We start from the raw sequence: 18,235 nt of genomic DNA, 5'->3' as shown, positions 1-18,235 counted from the left end.
TTCAGCGCTGCAACAATGTGTTGCGCAAAGGGATCGTGGCTTCCAACACGCGGTAACGATAGTTTTGCTCCGCGCCCGTGAGCTTTCGCGTATAGGCCTGTCCTGGTACATCGGCAAACAGAACCAGCGGCCCCGGGCTGACGACGCCACTCGCGGTGACTGCGCTAGCACTCGTCACATATTGCTGCGCGCGCTCAGGCAACGACGTCCGCAGGATCAAGCCGATCCGCACCGCCTTGACCGCGTAGAGATTTGCAGCGGCTGTCTGCGTACCGTTGGACAGCGTTGCCGCATCGAACGCGCCCGTCGGCGCTTGCCAGGTGACATTGCCGGTGTTGTTTGGATCAATGCCGTACAGGGCATGCATTTCCATCACGCCATCGGCGAGCGGGATTGCGCTATTACCGTTGCCACTCGATTGCAGCAGGTCGTAGAACATCAAAGTGTTGTTGGCACCCACGCCATACACGCCAAAGGCCGGCAAGTTGCCCCCCCCGACATTGCCGAGGTTCATGGCCACACCTGTTGCGGAGACGTTGGCCGCGCCCCCGTCCGTGCCAACCGATGCGTCATAGGCACCAGTCAACGGCAGTTGTACTGCAACGCTGCCGGTAAAGCCCGCCTTCACCTGGCCGATATAGCAGGGTTGTAAGTTGCCCGCCGTGTTATTGCGGTCCGCCACCAGCACGAGGTTGCCCGCGTTGAACGTCATGGTGTTGATCAGGCTGAGGTTCACCACGCCTGCGGACACCACGGGTGCAGTATTGGAAAACTCAGTCGGAATCTCTCCATAACCAGCATTGCCCGCCATGGTAATGATCGCATCAGAACTTCCCGTAGTCAGCGGCGTTCCGTTCTGCACGATTAGTAGCGGCATCAACCGAAAGCCGCCCAACTGCGTCAACAGCTTGTCAAACGGCGGCGGCATACTCGCCGGAGACGGAAGAATTTGATTGCCGTTCAAATTGACATTGAGGCGGCAGCCATAGGTCAGCGGCCAGTTCTGTGAATAGCCCGACCCGGCGCTGCGGATCGCCTTGTCCAATTGGTACAAAGCGAACACACCGCTTTGGTTGATGTCACTGACCGACATCGTGGTGCGCTTGCGCCCTTCCGACACACTCATCAGGCCGAACACCGCGCCCACGATGACCATGCTGACGACCAACGCCACCATCAATTCAATCAGGCTGAGGCCGGCTTGGCGGCGCGCGCGCAATGGCCGCTTGGTGGAAATCCGGGCGCTCATGGCAGCACCACCTGCGTCACATACTGGCTTGTGCTGCTCATACCGGCGGTCGCGTTCACACCGTGGGACGGTGCTTGCCAAGTAATGGTGATCGTCGCGATATTGGTCGTGCTATCGACGGAGACCGAGCCGGTACCGTTGGGCAGGCCGCCCAGCCCGCTGCCCACGGGGCTCGATGCGCTGGCTGTCCGATAGCTCACGTTGGCCCCCACCATCGTTTGCCACGCCGCCACCGATGACGCCGGCAGATTGACCGTGTGGTTCTGCCACATGGTGCTCGCGAGTTCATTAGCCAGCAAAGCAGCGCGATTGCGGTCCTCGGCGTCAACCGACACTTGCGAAGCTCGGATCTGCGCCATCACCATGGCCGTCAACGCCACGGTGAGCAGTAGCATCGCAACCAGCACCTCGACGAGCGTCATCCCGCTCTGGAGTCGGGAGTCGAGCGTAGCGCGGTGTGAGGCGGGGTTAGCTGCACGCATCTGGACTATTCTGCGACAAAGACTTTTTCGGATCGCACACTCGAATCGAACCACCAAGGCCTACGGTAACGTTCAATGCCCGGGCGGTTGCAGATCGGCTGTTCGTCACGGCGTAAATGACCGTGCCCGTGGCCGGAATGGTGCAGCTGTACGTGCCATCGTTGAGGGTGGTCAGCCGGCCCAACGAATTGAAGCAGACCGCCGCCTGGCCGTTGATCTGCGCGTTAGGTGCAACCGCGCCAAGCGTGCCGCTTTGCACCATCAATGGGGATGGGGCCGGCGGAGTGGGGTACGACTCGCCTGCCGTGGTGTTCGGAATCACTGTAACGAACCAGTTCTTTCCGTTGGCTTGTGCCGTCACGCCCGGGTTCGGCACGCCGTTGGTTAGCACCATCGCAACCTGACGATGGCGGCGCGCCGCTTCGGCTTGCGCAACACGCAAACCGTTCTGCAATGATTCGGCTGCGGTACGCACCTGTGCATCCTGAATCCAGCTCGTAAAACTCGGGGCCGCCAAGAGCATCAAAAAGGCAAACACCGAAATCGTGACGAGCAGTTCGATCAGCGTGAAGCCGCGGCACCGGGCTTCGGTGCCCATCAGCACGACTGACCTCGCTTAGTCACCCAACACGTGGTGGATGTGTTCCAGCCGCGGGGTGCCGCAGTCGTCGCCTGAACATTTGCCTCATTGACTGTGTACGTGAAGCCGGCCGTTGTTCCGGAACCGGTGGCAATCATCTGGTAACCATTACCGTTGGCCGTGATGTTGCAGGCCAATGAAAACTCGGCTACAGACGAGATCGCCTGACAGGGCGGGGTGAAAGTCCCGACCGCCGCGTAGGTGCGATTGTCTTGGTAATACTGTTCCATCTGCGCGCGAATACCCGCGAGCATGTTGGTCACGTTGGCCAGCTTGCCGCGTGTGATGTAGTCGGTGTAACTGGGATACGCAATCGTAGCCAGGATGCCCACAATGGCCACCGTGATCATGAGCTCGACGAGCGTAAACCCAGAAGCGCACGCAACGACCGGACGCAGCCGCCTTTTAGTAACTAAAGGCGAACCAGTCCAATCAGGATCACGTGGCACGCTTGCGTTGACGCAGAGCGGCGCGGACATGTCAACGCCACCGCAGAAAGATTGACTGCGTTAGAGTTACTTTAACCCTGTGCATGTAGCCCCCCGGCTGCTTGAAACGATAGACGCATCTTGACAAAAGATGCGTCCTTCCCGATTACCCGATTACTTTTTTTTGATTCTGCCGCCCCGCACACCAAGCAGATATAGCGTCAATCCTAACGCTCGCAATCATGTAGGAGGCAACCAATCACTGTCAATAGGCCCGGTCCGATAGACAAGCGTCTTTTGTTGGTGCAACGCAACCCGGCCACCAGGATCTCAGTGACCGTACGTCATTGGCGTGACTCCCTACAAACAACGACCTGAGGGAGAAGTCGCGTCGGGAATCAGCTAACTGGATATCCAAAATAGCGTCACACCCCAACAGAGGTAGGCGGACACTCGACCATCGTAGAGGGTATTGACCAGATATGACAGTTATACGGCCAAATTCCCACTAACTTGAGCGGCTAACCAGTTCCAGCCGACTCATGCCACATCGCCACCACGTCATGCATCAACAGGGCGCCATCCTGCTCGAATCCCTTGTCGCCCTGGCCGTCCTCTCGCTGGGCGCTGCAGCCATGCTCCACGCGCTCGATCATGTGGAGGCCACCAGCCATGCCGCTCGCGCGCTAGGGGTCGAGGCCCGTGCCCATATCAACGAGACGGAAACTCGCTGAGATGCCGCGCCCGCTCGCGCGGCATACGCGCGGCACATCGCTGGTCGAACTGTTGGTCGGCATGATCATCGCCCTGATGGTGCTGGGCATCGCGTTGCAACTCATGCTCGTAGCGCGGGTGCGCTACCAGCGGCTGGCCGACGAAGCACTCATTGAAGACCGCGGAATGCGTGCATTGGAGCTGATCGGCAAGGCGGTACGTCAAGCGGGATGGATTACCGACACGCCTACTTCTTCTCCCGTACGGCGCTGGGCGGAGAGCGCCGCACCATTGTCCCTGGTCGGAGCGGACGACTGCGGCCAGCCTAAGAAAACTGTCGAATTGGAATGCGGTCCGCGCGGAATACAAGGCAGTGACGCATTGATGGTGCGTTTCTCCGGTCGCAACCAACTGCCTCCAAACGCGCATGAGCCTGACGGCGCCACGCTGGACTGCGACAACTACGGCGTACGAGAACGCGCCGGATCGGAATCGGATCCGCGCTTGGGAAATATTCTGCTGTTCATCTCCGTCAGCACGGACGCCGAGGAGGCGCCGCGACTGATGTGCCGGTCCTTGTCGCGCAATAGTGGTGATGTATTGGTGGCAGTGAACTCGAACGAAGCGGTCCGCGGGGTCGAAACGTTACAACTGCTGTATACGCTCGCACCGACGGCTACATCGCAAGCCAAAACCGTGTCCGCTCGCGCCATGGCCACCACAGATTGGCATCGCGTAAAGCTGGTCCATGTTGCCCTCGTCGTACGCGGTGACCGGCATTCACTCAGGCAGCCCGACTCGGAAAGTATCGCCCTGTTTCCCGCATTTGGCTCGGCCTCAGGCGCTCGTACGGAAGACCTGGAATTCCAACCCAAAGATCCACGCCGTAATCGCGCGCTCTTCACCGCCACGTTCGCCGTACGCAACTCACTACGCTGCGAGGCGGACGCATGCTGATCCAGCATACAAGCGTGCGAGGCTTCTCGATCATCGCAGTGACTGGTGCGCTGATCATCATCAGCCTGCTGACGGTCACGGCCTTGCAGCTCGCACAAGACCACCTCCGCCGTGCCGTTCTGTCTGCAGACTATGCCGTCGCTTTGCAGGCCGCCGAGTCTGCACTGGCAGCGGGCGAGTGCGATCTAGCCGTTGCGACACGTACGCCAATCCGCAGAAACTGCCCTGCAACGGTGGATGCAGCGCGCGTCGCGGCGCTTGATCCCATCACTTTGGCGGGTTTCGTTCCGGGCCTCTGTGGGCAGGGCACTGAAGCGGGTTTGTGCTGGCCGCTGCAGGGTCAATCCGCTTCCAAGCTCGCGGATTTGATCGAAAACGGTTCGAGGAGTGTGACAGTTACCACAACTAAGCAGCGGGACGGGCGCAGCGCAACGCCGGCCCGCTATGTCATCGAGCCGATTCCTGACGCATTGCCTGGCCAGTGGATACAAGCCGGTGCTGAGCGCCCCCCTTCGCTTTTCCGGATTACGGCAGCAGGCTTTGGCACCAACCCGCAGATTAATGTGCTGCTGCAAACCGTTTTTCGCCCACGGGCAAACGAACCATGAAGGCGTGTCAAATCTGCATGGGAATCGTTACAGCGCTGATCAGTTCAACGCTTGGCGCTACGAGTGGTAGTCCCGCGGGTCAACTGCCGACCCACGTCGTTGTCGAAGCCGGCGACGATGCTTGGAGCGGCAAACTCCGTGGTATGCAATTTCTGCCCACACTGGGCACGCTCGACGCCCCTGCTCCGCAAGATCTCTGGGAGGCCAGTCGACAGCTCCGTGATGTCGCTCCGGATGCGCGGCATCTGTGGACTTTCCATCGCAGTCCTTCCGGCGTTCGCACGCCAGCCCCGCTGCGCTGGGCAGCCCTGTCGCGCTCCCAGCAGACCGAGATCGCCGCGAGCGATGAGCCCGGCGCCCGACGCGTCGATTACGTGCGTGGTGTACGGCAGCACGAGCACGTCGATCCCACACTGCGGCCACGCACGTCTGTACTAGGCTCCATGCGCGGCGCACACGTCCTGCTGCTCGGCCCTCCCGGCGTGGCTCTCGATGCAAGTCACGAACTCTTTCGCCGCCAGCACATGCGCCGTCCATGGATGGTCTACATCGGTGCGAACGACGGCATGTTGCATGGCTTCGATGCGCTTACCGGTATGGAACGCTTCGCCGTCATACCGGATGCCGTCCTGACCGCTGCTGCGCGCAATGCCTCCTTAGGGCAGCCGGCACCGGCTCCGATCTGCAGCCGGCCTTTGGCCACCGATGCACGAGTCGGCAAGCAATGGCGTTCAATACTCGCTTGCCCCAATGGTGCAATGGGGTCGGGCCTCTTCCTTGTGGACATTACCGACCCGCCCTCTTCTACGCCTCCACCCATGCTTGCCTATGACGCAAGCAATGACGCCGGTGTCGGCCACATGACAGGCCCTATCCCCATCGTGCCACTCAACGCGGGTGGCGACGGGGAGCAGCGATGGTTCGCAGTCAGCGGCAATGGTGAAGGTGCCGAGCGTGCTGGGAGTCGTCTGCTGCTCTTGCCTTTGGACCAACCCGGCACAGCTCTATCGATCCAGGTGCCTCCGAGTGCAAGTCAAGGGGGGCTTGGCGCACCAGCGGTGGCACTCGGGCCGCGGGGGACAGCCCAATCGGCGTACGTCGCTGACACTGAAGGCCGAATCTGGCGCTTCGACCTGACGGGCGCCCCGCCGTGGTGGCAAGCATTGGGAACGAATGATGCCGAGCGCCGCACGCCCTTCTTCACAGCCACCTCTCTCGGAGGCTCTGTCCAGCGCATTCTTAGTCCGATCTTGCTGTCGTCAACGGCTGGAGGCCCATTGCTTGTTTTCACCGCGCTAGGCGCCGACGGGCATGCCACGCTTTATGGCGTAGCGGACACAAACACGTCGCTACGCAACCTGTCGCGCGACAGCCTCGAAGGCTTAAGCACCCGCGAGGTCGCAGACGGCGTGGTGATCCAGCCGGGAAGCAACAGCGCGGCTGGCTGGCGCATCGATCTGCCGGCCGGCCAAAGGCCAGACGACCTGACCGCAGCCGGTCCCGATAGCTTGCTGCTCACTACACGTGACGCTGCCGACCGCGAACGCACCCTTCTGTTGGACGCGAAAACCGGCCTCCCCGTGAGCAAAGATGGGCGAACAGGCCGGGTTGTCCTCGGCGCACCGCTCATTACCATACAGAGCGCCCCGCCCGCCGAGACACCTCGCGGTGGCACCACGCAAGCAACTCACACCGTCCTGTGGCAACTGGATGGCGAACGTGTCCAGCAGCTGGAATCGCGCACATACACGCGCCAACTCGGCCGACTCAGCTGGCGCGAAGTGACCGAAGCTGGGGCACGCAGATGCGTCCTACGCGGGCATTCACGTTGATAGAGCTGATGGCAGCGCTTGCCGTCGTGGGGTTGCTAGCTTTTTTCGCCATATCAAGCTGGTCTACGTATTGGCAGCGTGCACATCGCGTCAGCGCGGGCGCCGCCTTGGTCGGTGCCCTATCGCAACTGGAACTCCGGCGTGCGCGCACAGGTACGTACGATGGACAGTCGCCATTTCACGGCCCGATCCCGCATGCGGACGGTTATTCCATCCGCCCCCAGGCGTGCTCCAGTGGGGGTATAGAGCGGCCGAAGACTCAATGTATTGAAGTGGTCGCCGTTCCGGATAGAGCGGATGCCTCCTGCGGCATGCTCATTCTACGAAGCACCGGCGAACGCGAACCACGCGACGCGGCATGTTGGCCATAACACTACCAATGCTAGCCACCCGGAAAGCAGGCGTGACCCTTTTGGAATTGGTGATCGTGCTTGCCATCCTCACTTTACTGGCCGTGATGACAGTGCCACCGACCATCGACCGCTGGCAGCGCGAGACCGTGACGCTCCTCGCCGAACGCTTGGCCAGCACGATATCGTTGGCTCAGCGTACGGCTCAGCATCGTCATCTCCAGACAGAGATCGCCCCTCGAAATGCTTCATCAGACTGGGCTAGCGGCTGGGAACTCACTGTATTGGCAACGGCAGGTACGCCTGGCGCTGCAGCCGCGTCGGAGAGAGAAATCATGGTCTCTATCCCGTTGCCCACGGTGCCCGCCGTCCGGCTCAGCGTGCCTCGCAGCAAAATTTCCTACGAGGCTGTGGGATACTCACGGATGACAGAAGTAACCGGCACCACAGTGACGATCTCTAGCGGACGCCATACGCGTCTAGTACGGGTCAACACCGTTGGCCGCCCCCGCATCTGTGACCCACATGCGGATCGCGGCGGCAATTGCCGAGCACCCAATACCGATCCGTAACCAGGCCGCGTCACACCCATGTTTTCCGACTTCGACCACGCCATGATGCAGCGCGCCCTGGCGCTGGCCGAGAAGGGCTTGTTCACCACCACGCCCAACCCGCGCGTCGGGTGCGTGATCGTGCGAGACGACACCGTCATCGGCGAGGGCTACACACAACCCGCCGGCCAGGACCATGCTGAAATCCAGGCCATCAAGGACGCCCAGTCCCGCGGCCTCGACGTGCGCGGCGCCACCGCCTATGTGACGCTGGAGCCCTGCAGCCACTTCGGCCGCACCCCGCCCTGCGCAGATCGACTGGTCGAAGCAGGCATTGCACGCGTGGTGGCGGCCATGGAAGATCCAAATCCTGCCGTCTCTGGGCGTGGTCTGCAGAAGCTGCGCGATGCCGGCGTGGACGTGCGTTGCGGTCTGCTTGAGCGCGAGGCGCGCGAGCTGAATATCGGTTTCGTTTCACGTATGACCCGCGGCACACCGTGGGTGCGCGTGAAGGTCGGCGCATCGCTGGACGGCCGCACGGCGTTGGACAACGGCGTCAGCCAATGGATTACCGAAGCCGAAGCGCGCAACGACGGGCACCGCTGGCGCGCGCGCGCCTGTGCCATCCTGACCGGCATCGGCACCGTACGCGAAGACAATCCGCGACTGACCGTGCGTGCCGTCAATACGCCTCGCCAGCCACGCCGCGTGCTGATCGACTCTGCGCTGGACGTGCCGCTCGACGCGCATATCCTCACGGCAGATGGTCACCATGAGCCGACGCTGATTTTTGCCGCCCAGCCCGAAGCGGGCCGAATGCGGGCGTTGAGCGAGCGCGGCGCAGAGGTCATCCTGCTGCCCAATGCGGCTGGAAAGGTCGACCTGGCCGCGGTTCTGCGCGAACTTGGCCGCCGCGAAATCAACGAGCTGCACGTCGAGGCCGGCTTCAAGCTTAACGGCTCGCTGCTGCGCGAAGGGCTGGTTGACGAGGTCCTCGTCTATCTGGCGCCCAAGGTGCTGGGCTCGGGCCAGGGCATGTTCAATATGGGGCCGCTGCAGACGCTGGAAGGCGCGGCCGAATTCTTCTTTCACGATATCTCGCGCATCGGGGGCGATCTCCGCATCCTGGCGCGCCGCAACCCGACGGATTGATTGCTTATGTTCACCGGAATCGTCGCCGCAGTTGGCCGAATTGAAACTGTCTCGCCGCTTGGCGACAACGCCGATGCCGGCGTGCGCTTGTCCATCGACGCCGGCGGCCTGCCGCTTGCAGACGTGGCTTTGGGCGATTCGATTGCCATCCAGGGCGCGTGCATGACGGTCGTCGCCAAAGCCGACAACCGTTTCGAGGTCGATGTGTCACGCGAATCGCTCTCCAAGACAGTCGGGCTGGAAGGCCCGGGCGAGGTCAATCTGGAGAAGGCCCTGCGCCTGGCGGACCACATCGGGGGGCACCTCGTGTCAGGCCACGTGGACGGCCTGGGCACGGTCACACACTTCGCGCCCGTCAACGAATCCCACGAACTGCGTGTGCGGGCGCCGGCAGAGCTCGGCAAATATCTGGCCTACAAGGGCTCCGTGGTGGTGAACGGCGTATCGCTTACGGTCAATACCGTCCGTGACGACGCCGACGGCTGCGAGTTCTCGATCAATCTGATCCCGCACACCGTGGCAGTCACCACGCTCAAGCACTTGAAGGCCGGCAGCCAGGTCAACCTGGAGATCGACCTGATCGCCCGCTACGTGGAACGCATGTTGACCCACGCCGCTATTGGCCTGCCCGTGGGCACCCAACCCCTGGCAGCCGTTTGAACCATTGGCCCCACTGGCTTGGGGCCGCCTTGGCGTACAATAGCGGGCTTCCCATTTACGCAGTCGCACGGCCCCCGAAATCACCGATTGGCGGGAGTTGACCGGCGGCGCGCACCCCTGCTACGCCATGTCGATCGCCACAGTCGAAGAAATCATTGCCGAAATCCGCGCCGGCCGCATGGTCATCCTGGTCGACGAGGAAGACCGTGAGAACGAAGGCGACCTGATCCTGGCGAGCGATTTCGTCACGCCAGAAGCCATCAACTTCATGGTCACGCACGCGCGCGGCCTGGTGTGCCTGACGCTCACCGAAGAACATTGCGATCAGCTCGACCTGCCCATGATGGCGAGCCGCAACGGCACGCAGTTCGGCACCAATTTCACCGTTTCGATCGAAGCGGCCGAGGGTGTGACCACGGGTATTTCGGCAGCCGACCGTGCACGCACGATCCAGGTGGCCGCGGCCAAGAACGCGAAACCGTCTGATCTGGTGAATCCGGGCCACATCTTCCCGCTGCGGGCCCAGAAGGGCGGCGTGCTCATGCGCGCCGGCCATACCGAAGCCGGCTGCGACCTGACCGCACTCGCTGGCCTGACGCCCGCCGCCGTGATCTGCGAGATCCTGAAGGACGACGGCACCATGGCGCGCTTGCCGGACCTGGTGGAATTCGCCAAGAAACACGGTTTGAAGATCGGCACGATTGCCGACTTGATCCAATATCGCAGCCGCACCGAGAGCATCGTCGAGCGCGTCGGCGAGCGCACGATGGAGACGCAGTTCGGCACGTTCCATGCCGTTGCCTTCCGCGACCGCGCGGCCGGCCGCGCCCATCTGGCGCTGGTCAAGGGCACGCCGACACCGGACACCGAAACGCTGGTGCGCGTGCATGAGCCCCTGTCGGTGCTTGATCTGCTGGAATGCCAGCGCACGACGCACTCGTGGAGCGTGCCCGCTGCCCTGCGCGCCGTGCAGGCCGCCCCGACCGGCGTGGTCGTGCTGCTCAATTGCGGCGATTCGGCGGACCGCCTGTTCACCCAGTTCACCGCACTGGATGCGCCGCACGAGCGCCCGCGCACGAAACCCGATCCGCGCATCTATGGAATCGGCGCACAGATTCTCAAGGAGGTTGGTGTGGGCAAGATGCGGGTGCTGGCCTCGCCACTCAAGCTGCCGAGCATGGTCGGCTACGATCTGGAAGTGACGGCGTATCAGTCGATGGCGGATGCGCCGGACGTCACTTCGGCTTCGTCCGCCGCCACGCATTGAACTTCGCGCGGTAGATAAACTGCCGCGCCGACTTTCTTTTTTCTGACGTTGCCAGATAGACAACCTCAGGCAACCCCAACCGGAATACACCATGGACCACGGCTTCTACCCGACCAATCTCAACGGCGAAGGCCTGCGCATCGGCATCGTCCAGGCGCGTTTCAACGAGCCCGTGTGCGAAGCGCTGCGCGAAGCGTGCGTCGCTGAACTCGAACAACTCGGCGTGGCCGGCGAAGACGTGCTGCTGGTGACCGTGCCGGGCGCGCTGGAAGTCCCGCTGGCCCTGCAGAAGATGGCCGAATCGGGCCAGTTCGACGCGCTGATCGCGCTGGGCGCAGTAATCCGCGGCGAGACATACCACTTCGAGCTGGTGTCCAACGAATCGGGCGCCGGCATCACGCGCGTGGGCCTGGACTTCAACATCGCCATCGCCAACGGCATCCTGACCACCGACACCGACGCACAGGCCCATGCCCGCACCCGCGAAAAAGGTCGCGACTGCGCCCGTACCGCTGTTGAGATGGCCAACCTGACAAATGACCTCGATGGTCTGCAGGATCACGGTCAGGACGACGACGGCGAGAATGAATAAGCGCTTCCTCGCGCAAAGGCTTTTCCCATGACGCAAGACAATTCCCAAGCCAAGACCAAGGCCCCCGCCAAGAGCGCGCGCCGCCGTGCGCGCGAACTGGCATTGCAGGGTCTGTATCAATGGCTGCTCAATCGCAACGACCCCGGTGTGGTCGAGGCGCATCTGCAAGACGCACAAGGTTTCAACAAGGCCGACCGTGCGCACTTCGACGCGTTGCTGCACGGTGCGATCCGCGAAGAAACCACGCTGACCGAGGCGTTCACGCCGTACCTGGATCGCCCGGTTGCCGAGCTGTCGCCGGTCGAGCGTGCCGCCCTGCTGGTCGGCGCGTACGAGTTGGTGCACTGCGTGGACATCCCGTACAAGGTCGTGATCAACGAGGCCGTTGAACTGACCAAGACCTTCGGCGGCGTCGAAGGCTACAAGTACGTCAACGGCGTGCTGGACAAACTGGCCGCCCAGGTCCGCGCTGTCGAGGTCGCTGCCCGCCGGTAATTCGGCGTCTGCCGTTCGCTTTACCTTTTGCATCGCTTGAAGATGGACGCCCACCGCCTGCAGACAGCCGCCCGGCTGGCCAATATCCGCGCCTTTCACGTGATGGAGCTGGCCAAGCAGGCCCGCGAGCTGGAACTGGCTGGACGCAGCATCATTCACATGGGCATCGGCGAGCCGGACTTCACCGCCGCCGAGCCCGTCGTGCAAGCCGCGGCCGACGCCATGCGGCGCGGCGTCACGCAGTACACCGGGGCCTTGGGCATCCGCCCGCTGCGCCAGGCAATCGCCCGCTACTACCACACCGTTTACGGCCTCGAGATTGCGCCCGAGCGCATCATTGTGACGGCGGGCGCGTCTGCGGCATTGCTGCTGGCGTGTGCGGTGCTAGTGGAGATTGGCGGCGAAGTCCTGATGCCCGATCCGAGCTATCCGTGCAACCGGCACTTCGTGGCTGCCTTCAATGGCGAGGCAAAGCTGGTGCCGTCGGGGCCGGACGAACGCTTCCAGTTGACGGCCGCGCAGGTCGACGCTCACTGGGGCGAGCGCACGCAGGGTGTGCTGCTGGCCTCCCCTTCCAACCCGACGGGCACCTCGATCCTGCCGGATGAGCTGCAGCGTATTGTGCAGACCGTGCGCGCGCGAGGCGGATTCTCGATCGTCGACGAGATTTACCAAGGCCTTTCGTACGACCAAGCCCCGGTCTCCGCCCTGTCGTTCGGCGACGATGTCGTCACGATCAACAGCTTTTCGAAGTATTTCAACATGACCGGCTGGCGACTCGGCTGGCTGGTGGCGCCCGCCGAACTGGTGCCGGAGTTCGAGAAGGTCGCGCAGAATCTGTTCATCTGCGCGTCGGCGGTGGCGCAGTACGCGGCGCTTGCCTGCTTCGAGCCGGAAGCGTTGGCGATTTACGAAGAGCGCAAGGCCGAATTCCGCCGCCGCCGGGATTTCATCGTGCCAGCCCTGGAATCGCTCGGCTTCAACGTACCGGTCAAGCCGGACGGAGCATTCTATGTTTACGCCGATTGCCGGGGCGTGAACCATCCGCATGCCGACGATGCCGATGCCCTCACCCAGTCGATGCTGCACGACGCGGGCGTGGTGCTCGTACCGGGACTCGATTTTGGACCGCATACGGCGCGGCACTACATCCGGCTGTCCTACGCCACATCAATGGCACATCTGGAAGAAGCGGTCGCACGGCTGGGCAAGCTATTCGGTCGATAAAGCACGCTTCGCATCGCCCAAACAGAAAGGCCGTCCCGGAGGACGGCCTTTCCGTTTAGTGCAGCGAATCAAGCTGATCAGGCTTGGCCTTGCGACTTACTGTCCAGACGCGCCTCTTCCTGCTGACCCGGGGCTGGTTTGTCGGACGGCTTGGCAGCTTGCGTCTTCACGTCAGCCTGCGCCACGGGCGCGGCTGTCGCAACTGGCTTCACCGGTTCGCGTTCGGATGCCGCGGTCATCGGCGAACGATGGCCTGTCGCGACCATGCGCAGGCGCGAACGCTCCTGCAACACCTTGCCGCCGTAGCCGCCATCGCCCTGCGTCACGGCCCCGACATACAGCTTCAGGCCGCCCTCGATCGATCCTGCGCGTGCGATGCAATCCTTCAGTACCAGCGCACCGACCTTGATGTTGGCGTACGGGTTGAGCGCTGCACCGACGCCGCCCATCACTTCGTACTTGTCCTGGTGGACCTTCGTCATGACCTGCATCAGGCCCTGCGCACCCATACCGCTCTCGGCGAACGGGTTGAAGCTGGACTCGATCGCCATCACGCCCAGGATGAGCAACGGATCCAGGCCGACTTCCTTTCCGGTCTGATACGCAGCCTTCACCAGCTGGCCGGTGGCTGTAGCCGCCACGCGATACTTGCGGGCAATGTATTCCGCTACGGCGGCCTGCTCTCGCGGGGTACCGGCGGTTGCCGACTCACGCGCGTCGCGGACGACTTGCGTGTTCGGAATCTGCGCGGCCAACTCGGCCACGGACGGCACCTTCGAAAGCGCGTCCCAACCTGCCGCCGCAACCGTGCCACCCTGTGCCGTCGCCGGAGCAACAGCTTGAGCGGCGCCCGTACCAGCAGACGGCGCAGTCGGCGCAAAAGCCACCGGCTGCACGCCAGCCGCAATTGCGGGAGACGGATTTGCCGAGGCGACACTGGTGTCGACACCCGGCGTGAAATGCAGCACGCGTTGAGCGACCGTGGCACGCCACTCGCTGTTCAGCGAGAGTGCAACTGCGGCGGCGACCGCCAGCAAGCCGATGCTATTGAGCACGACATGCCCGCTGCGGAACACCAGCAGTACGCCAGGATGCAACTCATTGCGGGACGCGGCGGCGCCCCCTGCGTTCAACTCCATGCGCAGCTTACGAGGCAGCGCAACTTGACCGGCACGCGCGAGGCGGCGGCCAACCGGGGCTACGAGCCGGCGTTGCAGCGCCGATCCGATCCCGGAAGAATGAAGGGTTTTCCAACCGTTCATACTTACCTCCGTCCGCTGCTCAGATCCGGTAGACGCCTTTCTTTTGCATGGCGCCGTGCGTTTCAGGTCGCAACGGTTTTTAGTAAGGATGCCGCGCTGTTGCAGTCAGCCGGCATCTGTTGGGGGCACTCCCCTAGTGCCCAGAGAAATGCGGGCCGTGTCCTTGGGGAGGTCACGTCCCGCAGCGATGCTGATGTGCTCTGGTGTCGCCCCTCACATGGTTGAGAACGGGGCGAAGGCATTAGCCGAAAACATGTTGCGTTGCAACAATTGCCAGATCGGATTGGATTGTAGGAAGCGCGTTATGCCAAGTCAATCATAAAGAAACGATTTTTCATATCCAAAAGTTATGATAGGCGTCCCGTTGTTGGGACTAGCTGACCTGCGACGCGTTCTGTCATCAGGGGGCCATGCGGTTTTGGCCGTACAATCGCGGCCACCCTGCCTACACCAAAAAAAATGTCGCCCGGACGACCATTCGGGGGGCGGCCCGTCCGCGTGATAGGCGACCGACCTTACCTTTGGTTACAAAATCTCCATGCAATACAGAGACTTACGTGACTTTCTCGCCCAGCTCGAGCGCGCGGGCGAACTGCGCCGCATACACCGGCCGGTGTCGCCGCGCCTGGAAATGACCGAAGTCTGTGACCGTCTGCTGCGCGCCGAAGGCCCAGCGGTCGTCTTTGAGCAGCCGGTGGACGGCGCACAGAAGTACGACATGCCGGTGCTGGCGAACCTGTTTGGCACCACGCGTCGAGTGGCGCTGGGCATGGGCGCGGAGTCGCTCGATGAACTGCGGGACGTCGGTCGCCTGCTCTCGGCGTTGAAAGAGCCCGAACCGCCGCGCGGCCTGCGTGAAGCCGGCAAGCTGTGGACAATGGCCAAGGCCGTGTGGGATATGGCGCCGCGCAAGGTGTCGTCGCCGGCATGCCAGGAGATCGTGTGGGAAGGGAATGCCGTCGACCTCTCGCGCATCCCCGTACAGACGTGCTGGCCTGGCGATGCGGCGCCGCTTGTCACTTGGGGGCTGGTCATCACCCGCGGGCCGCACAAGAAGCGGCAGAACCTGGGGATCTACCGGCAGCAGGTCATCAGTCGCAACCAGCTCATCATGCGCTGGCTGGCGCACCGCGGCGGCGCGCTGGATTTCCGCGAGCACGCCATCGCCAATCCGGGTCAGCCGTTTCCCATTGCGGTGGCACTGGGCGCCGACCCGGCCACCATTCTTGGCGCGGTGACGCCGGTGCCGGACACGTTGTCGGAGTACCAGTTTGCGGGGCTGCTACGCGGCAGCCGGACCGAACTTGCGACATGCCTGACGCCGTCCTTGGCGCAGGCGCAACTGCAAGTGCCGGCCGGTGCCGAAATCATCCTCGAAGGCCACATCCAGCCGGACCCGACGCACCCGAGTGGCTATCAGCACGCGCTCGAAGGCCCCTTCGGCGATCACACCGGCTATTACAACGAGCAGGACTGGTTCCCCGTGTGCACGGTCGAGCGCATCACGATGCGCCGCGACCCGATCTATCACTCCACATATACAGGCAAGCCGCCCGATGAGCCGGCCGTGCTCGGCGTGGCGCTCAATGAAGTGTTCGTGCCGCTGCTGCAGAAGCAGTTTCCGGAGATTGCCGATTTCTATCTGCCACCCGAGGGCTGCAGCTATCGTATGGCGCTGGTCAGCATGAAGAAGCAATACGCCGGCCACGCCAAGCGCGTGATGTTTGGCGTGTGGAGCTTCCTGCGGCAGTTCATGTATACGAAGTTCATCGTGGTGGTGGACGACGATGTGAACCTGCGCGACTGGAAGGAAGTGATCTGGGCGATCACCACCCGCGTCGATCCGGCGCGCGATACGGTGATGGTGGAAAACACGCCGATCGACTACCTCGATTTCGCCTCCCCGGTGTCGGGCCTGGGCTCCAAAATGGGCATCGATGCCACCAACAAATGGCCCGGCGAGACCACGCGCGAATGGGGCCAGCCCATCGTCATGGATGCCGCTGTCAAAGCCCGCGTCGACGCCATGTGGGACACGCTCTTCCAATAACCACAAGGCCTGGCGGCACGATCTGCGAGCGAACGACCGTTCGGTTATTCTTAGCGGGTTAAGCGACTGCTGCATCTAAAAGGCGGGCCCTTTTGTCTACTGGGTCCGCCTTCCTTATGGAGAACGCCATGGCCGAAGCACTCGACTCATCCCGCACAGCCTCCAACGCGCTGGAGCGCATCACAGACCGCACCCTCGTCAAGACGCAGTCCTATGTCGACGGCGCCTGGGTAGGCGCGGCAGACGGCGCGACGTTTCCCGTCTACGACCCTGCCACCAACGCACACCTGGCCGACGTCGCCAATCTCGGCCACGCAGAAACGCTGCGCGCGATCGACGCGGCCAATGCGGCGTGGCCCGCGTGGCGCGAGCTGACCGGCAAGGAGCGCGCTGGCCTGATGCGCCGCTGGTTCGACCTGCTTATCGCCAACGCCGACGACCTCGCCGCGCTGATGACGGCTGAACAAGGCAAGCCGCTGGCCGAAGCCAAGGGCGAAATCGTCTACGGCGCGTCGTTCATCGAATGGTTTGCCGAAGAGGCCAAGCGCGTCTCCGGCGACGTGATGGCCAGCACCTGGCGGGACAAGCGCATGGTCGTGTTGAAGCAGCCGGTCGGTGTGTGCGCATCCATCACGCCGTGGAACTTCCCGCTGGCGATGATCACCCGGAAGGTCGCACCAGCCATGGCGGCAGGCTGCACCATCGTCATTAAGCCGGCCGAGCAAACGCCGCTGTCCGCGCTCGCGATGGCCGAACTGGCGCACCGCGCGGGCATTCCCAAGGGCGTGGTCAATGTGGTGACGGGCGACGCGGACCGCTCGATCGCCATCGGCAAAGCCCTGTGCGAATCGCCGATCGTGCGGCATCTGTCGTTCACGGGCTCGACCCCGGTCGGTCGCATCCTGATGCAGCAATGTTCGCCGACGGTGAAAAAGGTGGCGTTGGAACTGGGGGGCCATGCGCCGTTCATCGTCTTTGACGACGCCGACATCGATGCCGCCGTGGAAGGCGCAGTGCAGTCGAAATACCGCAACGCCGGCCAGACCTGCGTGTGTACGAACCGTTTCTATGTCCATGCCTCGGTGTACGACACGTTTGTCGAAAAGCTCTCGGCCAAGGTGCGCGGCATCAAGGTCGGCAACGGTTTCGAATCGGGCGTAGTGCAAGGCCCGCTGATCGACGACCAAGCGGTGGAAAAAGTGCAGCGTCACATCGACGACGCGACGCAGAAAGGCGCGCGCCTGACCGCCGGCGGCAAACTGATGCAGGGCTTCGGCTCGCAGCGTTTTGTCGAGCCCACCGTGCTGGCGGACGCCACGCCCGACATGCTGATCGCGCGCGAAGAGACCTTCGGCCCGGTCTCCGCCATCTTCAAATTCCAGGACGAAGCGGAAGTCGTGCGCCTGGCCAACGACACCGAATTCGGCTTGGCTTCGTACTTCTTCAGCCGCGACATCGGCCGCATCTGGCGCGTGGCCGAGCAACTCGAATACGGCATGGTCGGCATCAACACGGGGCTGATCTCGAACGAGGTCGCGCCGTTTGGCGGCATCAAGCAATCGGGCCTGGGCCGTGAAGGTTCGGTCTACGGCATCGACGAGTATCTCGAACTCAAGTATCTGTGCATGGGCGGCATCTGAAGCGTCGCCCCCTCTTGGCCGACCTGCCACATCGATAGAGCGGGCGCCTTTCCCCTTGCCTGACCGGCGGAGGAGACAC

The 18,235-nt window shown here is 62.9% G+C and carries 19 protein-coding genes; 14 read left to right on the top strand and 5 right to left on the bottom strand.

Annotated features, from left to right (window positions below; genetic code table 11):
* Position 1: 1 nt before the first annotated feature.
* From N5B55_RS03315 to N5B55_RS03300, 4 genes are read right to left on the bottom strand one after another with little or no spacing between them, the layout of a single operon-like run.
* Positions 2–1,249, bottom strand: coding sequence for a PilW family protein (locus N5B55_RS03315; RefSeq protein WP_304539141.1), 1,248 nt, complete (start codon positions 1,247–1,249; stop codon positions 2–4).
* A complete protein-coding gene (locus N5B55_RS03310; RefSeq protein WP_304539140.1) occupies positions 1,246–1,731 on the bottom strand; it encodes a type IV pilus modification PilV family protein in 486 nt (161 codons plus the stop codon). The genes N5B55_RS03315 and N5B55_RS03310 overlap by 4 nt, the downstream gene beginning before the upstream one ends.
* The gene (locus N5B55_RS03305; RefSeq protein ID WP_304539139.1) at positions 1,718–2,329 is read right to left on the bottom strand and encodes a GspH/FimT family pseudopilin; all 612 of its coding nucleotides are present in this window, start codon (positions 2,327–2,329) and stop codon (positions 1,718–1,720) included. The genes N5B55_RS03310 and N5B55_RS03305 overlap by 14 nt, the downstream gene beginning before the upstream one ends.
* Positions 2,329–2,850, bottom strand: coding sequence for a type IV pilin protein (locus N5B55_RS03300; protein ID WP_304539138.1), 522 nt, complete (start codon positions 2,848–2,850; stop codon positions 2,329–2,331). The genes N5B55_RS03305 and N5B55_RS03300 overlap by 1 nt, the downstream gene beginning before the upstream one ends.
* Before the next feature lie 491 nt (positions 2,851–3,341).
* On the opposite strand from N5B55_RS03300, the gene N5B55_RS03295 reads away from it, so the two are divergent.
* From N5B55_RS03295 to N5B55_RS03245, 12 genes are all read left to right on the top strand, one after another.
* A complete protein-coding gene (locus N5B55_RS03295) occupies positions 3,342–3,533 on the top strand; it encodes a type IV pilus modification PilV family protein (RefSeq protein ID WP_304539137.1) in 192 nt (63 codons plus the stop codon).
* Position 3,534: 1 nt separating this feature from the next.
* A complete protein-coding gene (locus N5B55_RS03290; RefSeq protein ID WP_304539136.1) occupies positions 3,535–4,470 on the top strand; it encodes a PilW family protein in 936 nt (311 codons plus the stop codon).
* Positions 4,464–5,078: a pilus assembly PilX family protein gene (locus N5B55_RS03285; protein WP_304539135.1), complete on the top strand. Its 615-nt coding sequence runs from the start codon at positions 4,464–4,466 to the stop codon at positions 5,076–5,078. The genes N5B55_RS03290 and N5B55_RS03285 overlap by 7 nt, the downstream gene beginning before the upstream one ends.
* Positions 5,079–5,095: 17 nt before the next feature.
* Positions 5,096–6,910, top strand: a complete 1,815-nt coding sequence (locus tag N5B55_RS03280; protein ID WP_304539134.1) for a pilus assembly protein — start codon at positions 5,096–5,098, stop codon at positions 6,908–6,910.
* Positions 6,883–7,281, top strand: coding sequence for a type IV pilin protein (locus N5B55_RS25305; RefSeq protein WP_369812421.1), 399 nt, complete (start codon positions 6,883–6,885; stop codon positions 7,279–7,281). The genes N5B55_RS03280 and N5B55_RS25305 overlap by 28 nt, the downstream gene beginning before the upstream one ends.
* A complete protein-coding gene (locus N5B55_RS03275) occupies positions 7,269–7,832 on the top strand; it encodes a GspH/FimT family pseudopilin (protein WP_369812420.1) in 564 nt (187 codons plus the stop codon). The genes N5B55_RS25305 and N5B55_RS03275 overlap by 13 nt, the downstream gene beginning before the upstream one ends.
* 18 nt (positions 7,833–7,850) lie before the next feature.
* The gene (gene ribD, locus N5B55_RS03270) at positions 7,851–8,963 is read left to right on the top strand and encodes a bifunctional diaminohydroxyphosphoribosylaminopyrimidine deaminase/5-amino-6-(5-phosphoribosylamino)uracil reductase RibD (RefSeq protein WP_065857069.1); all 1,113 of its coding nucleotides are present in this window, start codon (positions 7,851–7,853) and stop codon (positions 8,961–8,963) included.
* A gap of 6 nt (positions 8,964–8,969) precedes the next feature.
* On the top strand, positions 8,970–9,623 hold the full coding sequence (locus tag N5B55_RS03265) for a riboflavin synthase (protein WP_009238858.1): 654 nt from the start codon (positions 8,970–8,972) through the stop codon (positions 9,621–9,623).
* Between the two features lie 127 nt (positions 9,624–9,750).
* Entirely contained in the window at positions 9,751–10,890 is a 1,140-nt protein-coding gene (gene ribBA / locus N5B55_RS03260) for a bifunctional 3,4-dihydroxy-2-butanone-4-phosphate synthase/GTP cyclohydrolase II (protein WP_304539133.1), read from the top strand.
* Positions 10,891–10,981: 91 nt separating this feature from the next.
* Positions 10,982–11,482, top strand: coding sequence for a 6,7-dimethyl-8-ribityllumazine synthase (gene ribH / locus N5B55_RS03255; RefSeq protein WP_004629552.1), 501 nt, complete (start codon positions 10,982–10,984; stop codon positions 11,480–11,482).
* Between the two features lie 27 nt (positions 11,483–11,509).
* Positions 11,510–11,977, top strand: coding sequence for a transcription antitermination factor NusB (nusB, locus tag N5B55_RS03250; RefSeq protein ID WP_012761449.1), 468 nt, complete (start codon positions 11,510–11,512; stop codon positions 11,975–11,977).
* A gap of 42 nt (positions 11,978–12,019) precedes the next feature.
* Complete coding sequence (locus N5B55_RS03245) at positions 12,020–13,204, top strand: pyridoxal phosphate-dependent aminotransferase (RefSeq protein WP_178959709.1); 1,185 nt, start codon at positions 12,020–12,022, stop codon at positions 13,202–13,204.
* Between the two features lie 77 nt (positions 13,205–13,281).
* Here N5B55_RS03245 and N5B55_RS03240 read toward each other — a convergent pair whose 3' ends face one another.
* Positions 13,282–14,466, bottom strand: coding sequence for a lytic transglycosylase domain-containing protein (locus tag N5B55_RS03240; protein WP_154206499.1), 1,185 nt, complete (start codon positions 14,464–14,466; stop codon positions 13,282–13,284).
* A 538-nt stretch (positions 14,467–15,004) separates the two neighbouring features.
* Here N5B55_RS03240 and ubiD point away from each other — a divergent pair.
* Positions 15,005–16,516 (top strand): 4-hydroxy-3-polyprenylbenzoate decarboxylase, encoded by a 1,512-nt coding sequence (gene ubiD, locus N5B55_RS03235; RefSeq protein WP_304539132.1) that lies wholly within the window; start codon positions 15,005–15,007, stop codon positions 16,514–16,516.
* Between the two features lie 128 nt (positions 16,517–16,644).
* A complete protein-coding gene (locus tag N5B55_RS03230; RefSeq protein ID WP_178959706.1) occupies positions 16,645–18,156 on the top strand; it encodes an NAD-dependent succinate-semialdehyde dehydrogenase in 1,512 nt (503 codons plus the stop codon).
* The last annotated feature ends 79 nt before the right edge of the window (positions 18,157–18,235 follow it).

This window comes from Ralstonia pickettii (assembly GCF_030582395.1).
Lineage (GTDB): Bacteria > Pseudomonadota > Gammaproteobacteria > Burkholderiales > Burkholderiaceae > Ralstonia > Ralstonia pickettii_D.
Note: the sequence above shows the minus strand (reverse complement) of the source record. Positions and strands in the feature narration are given on the sequence as shown.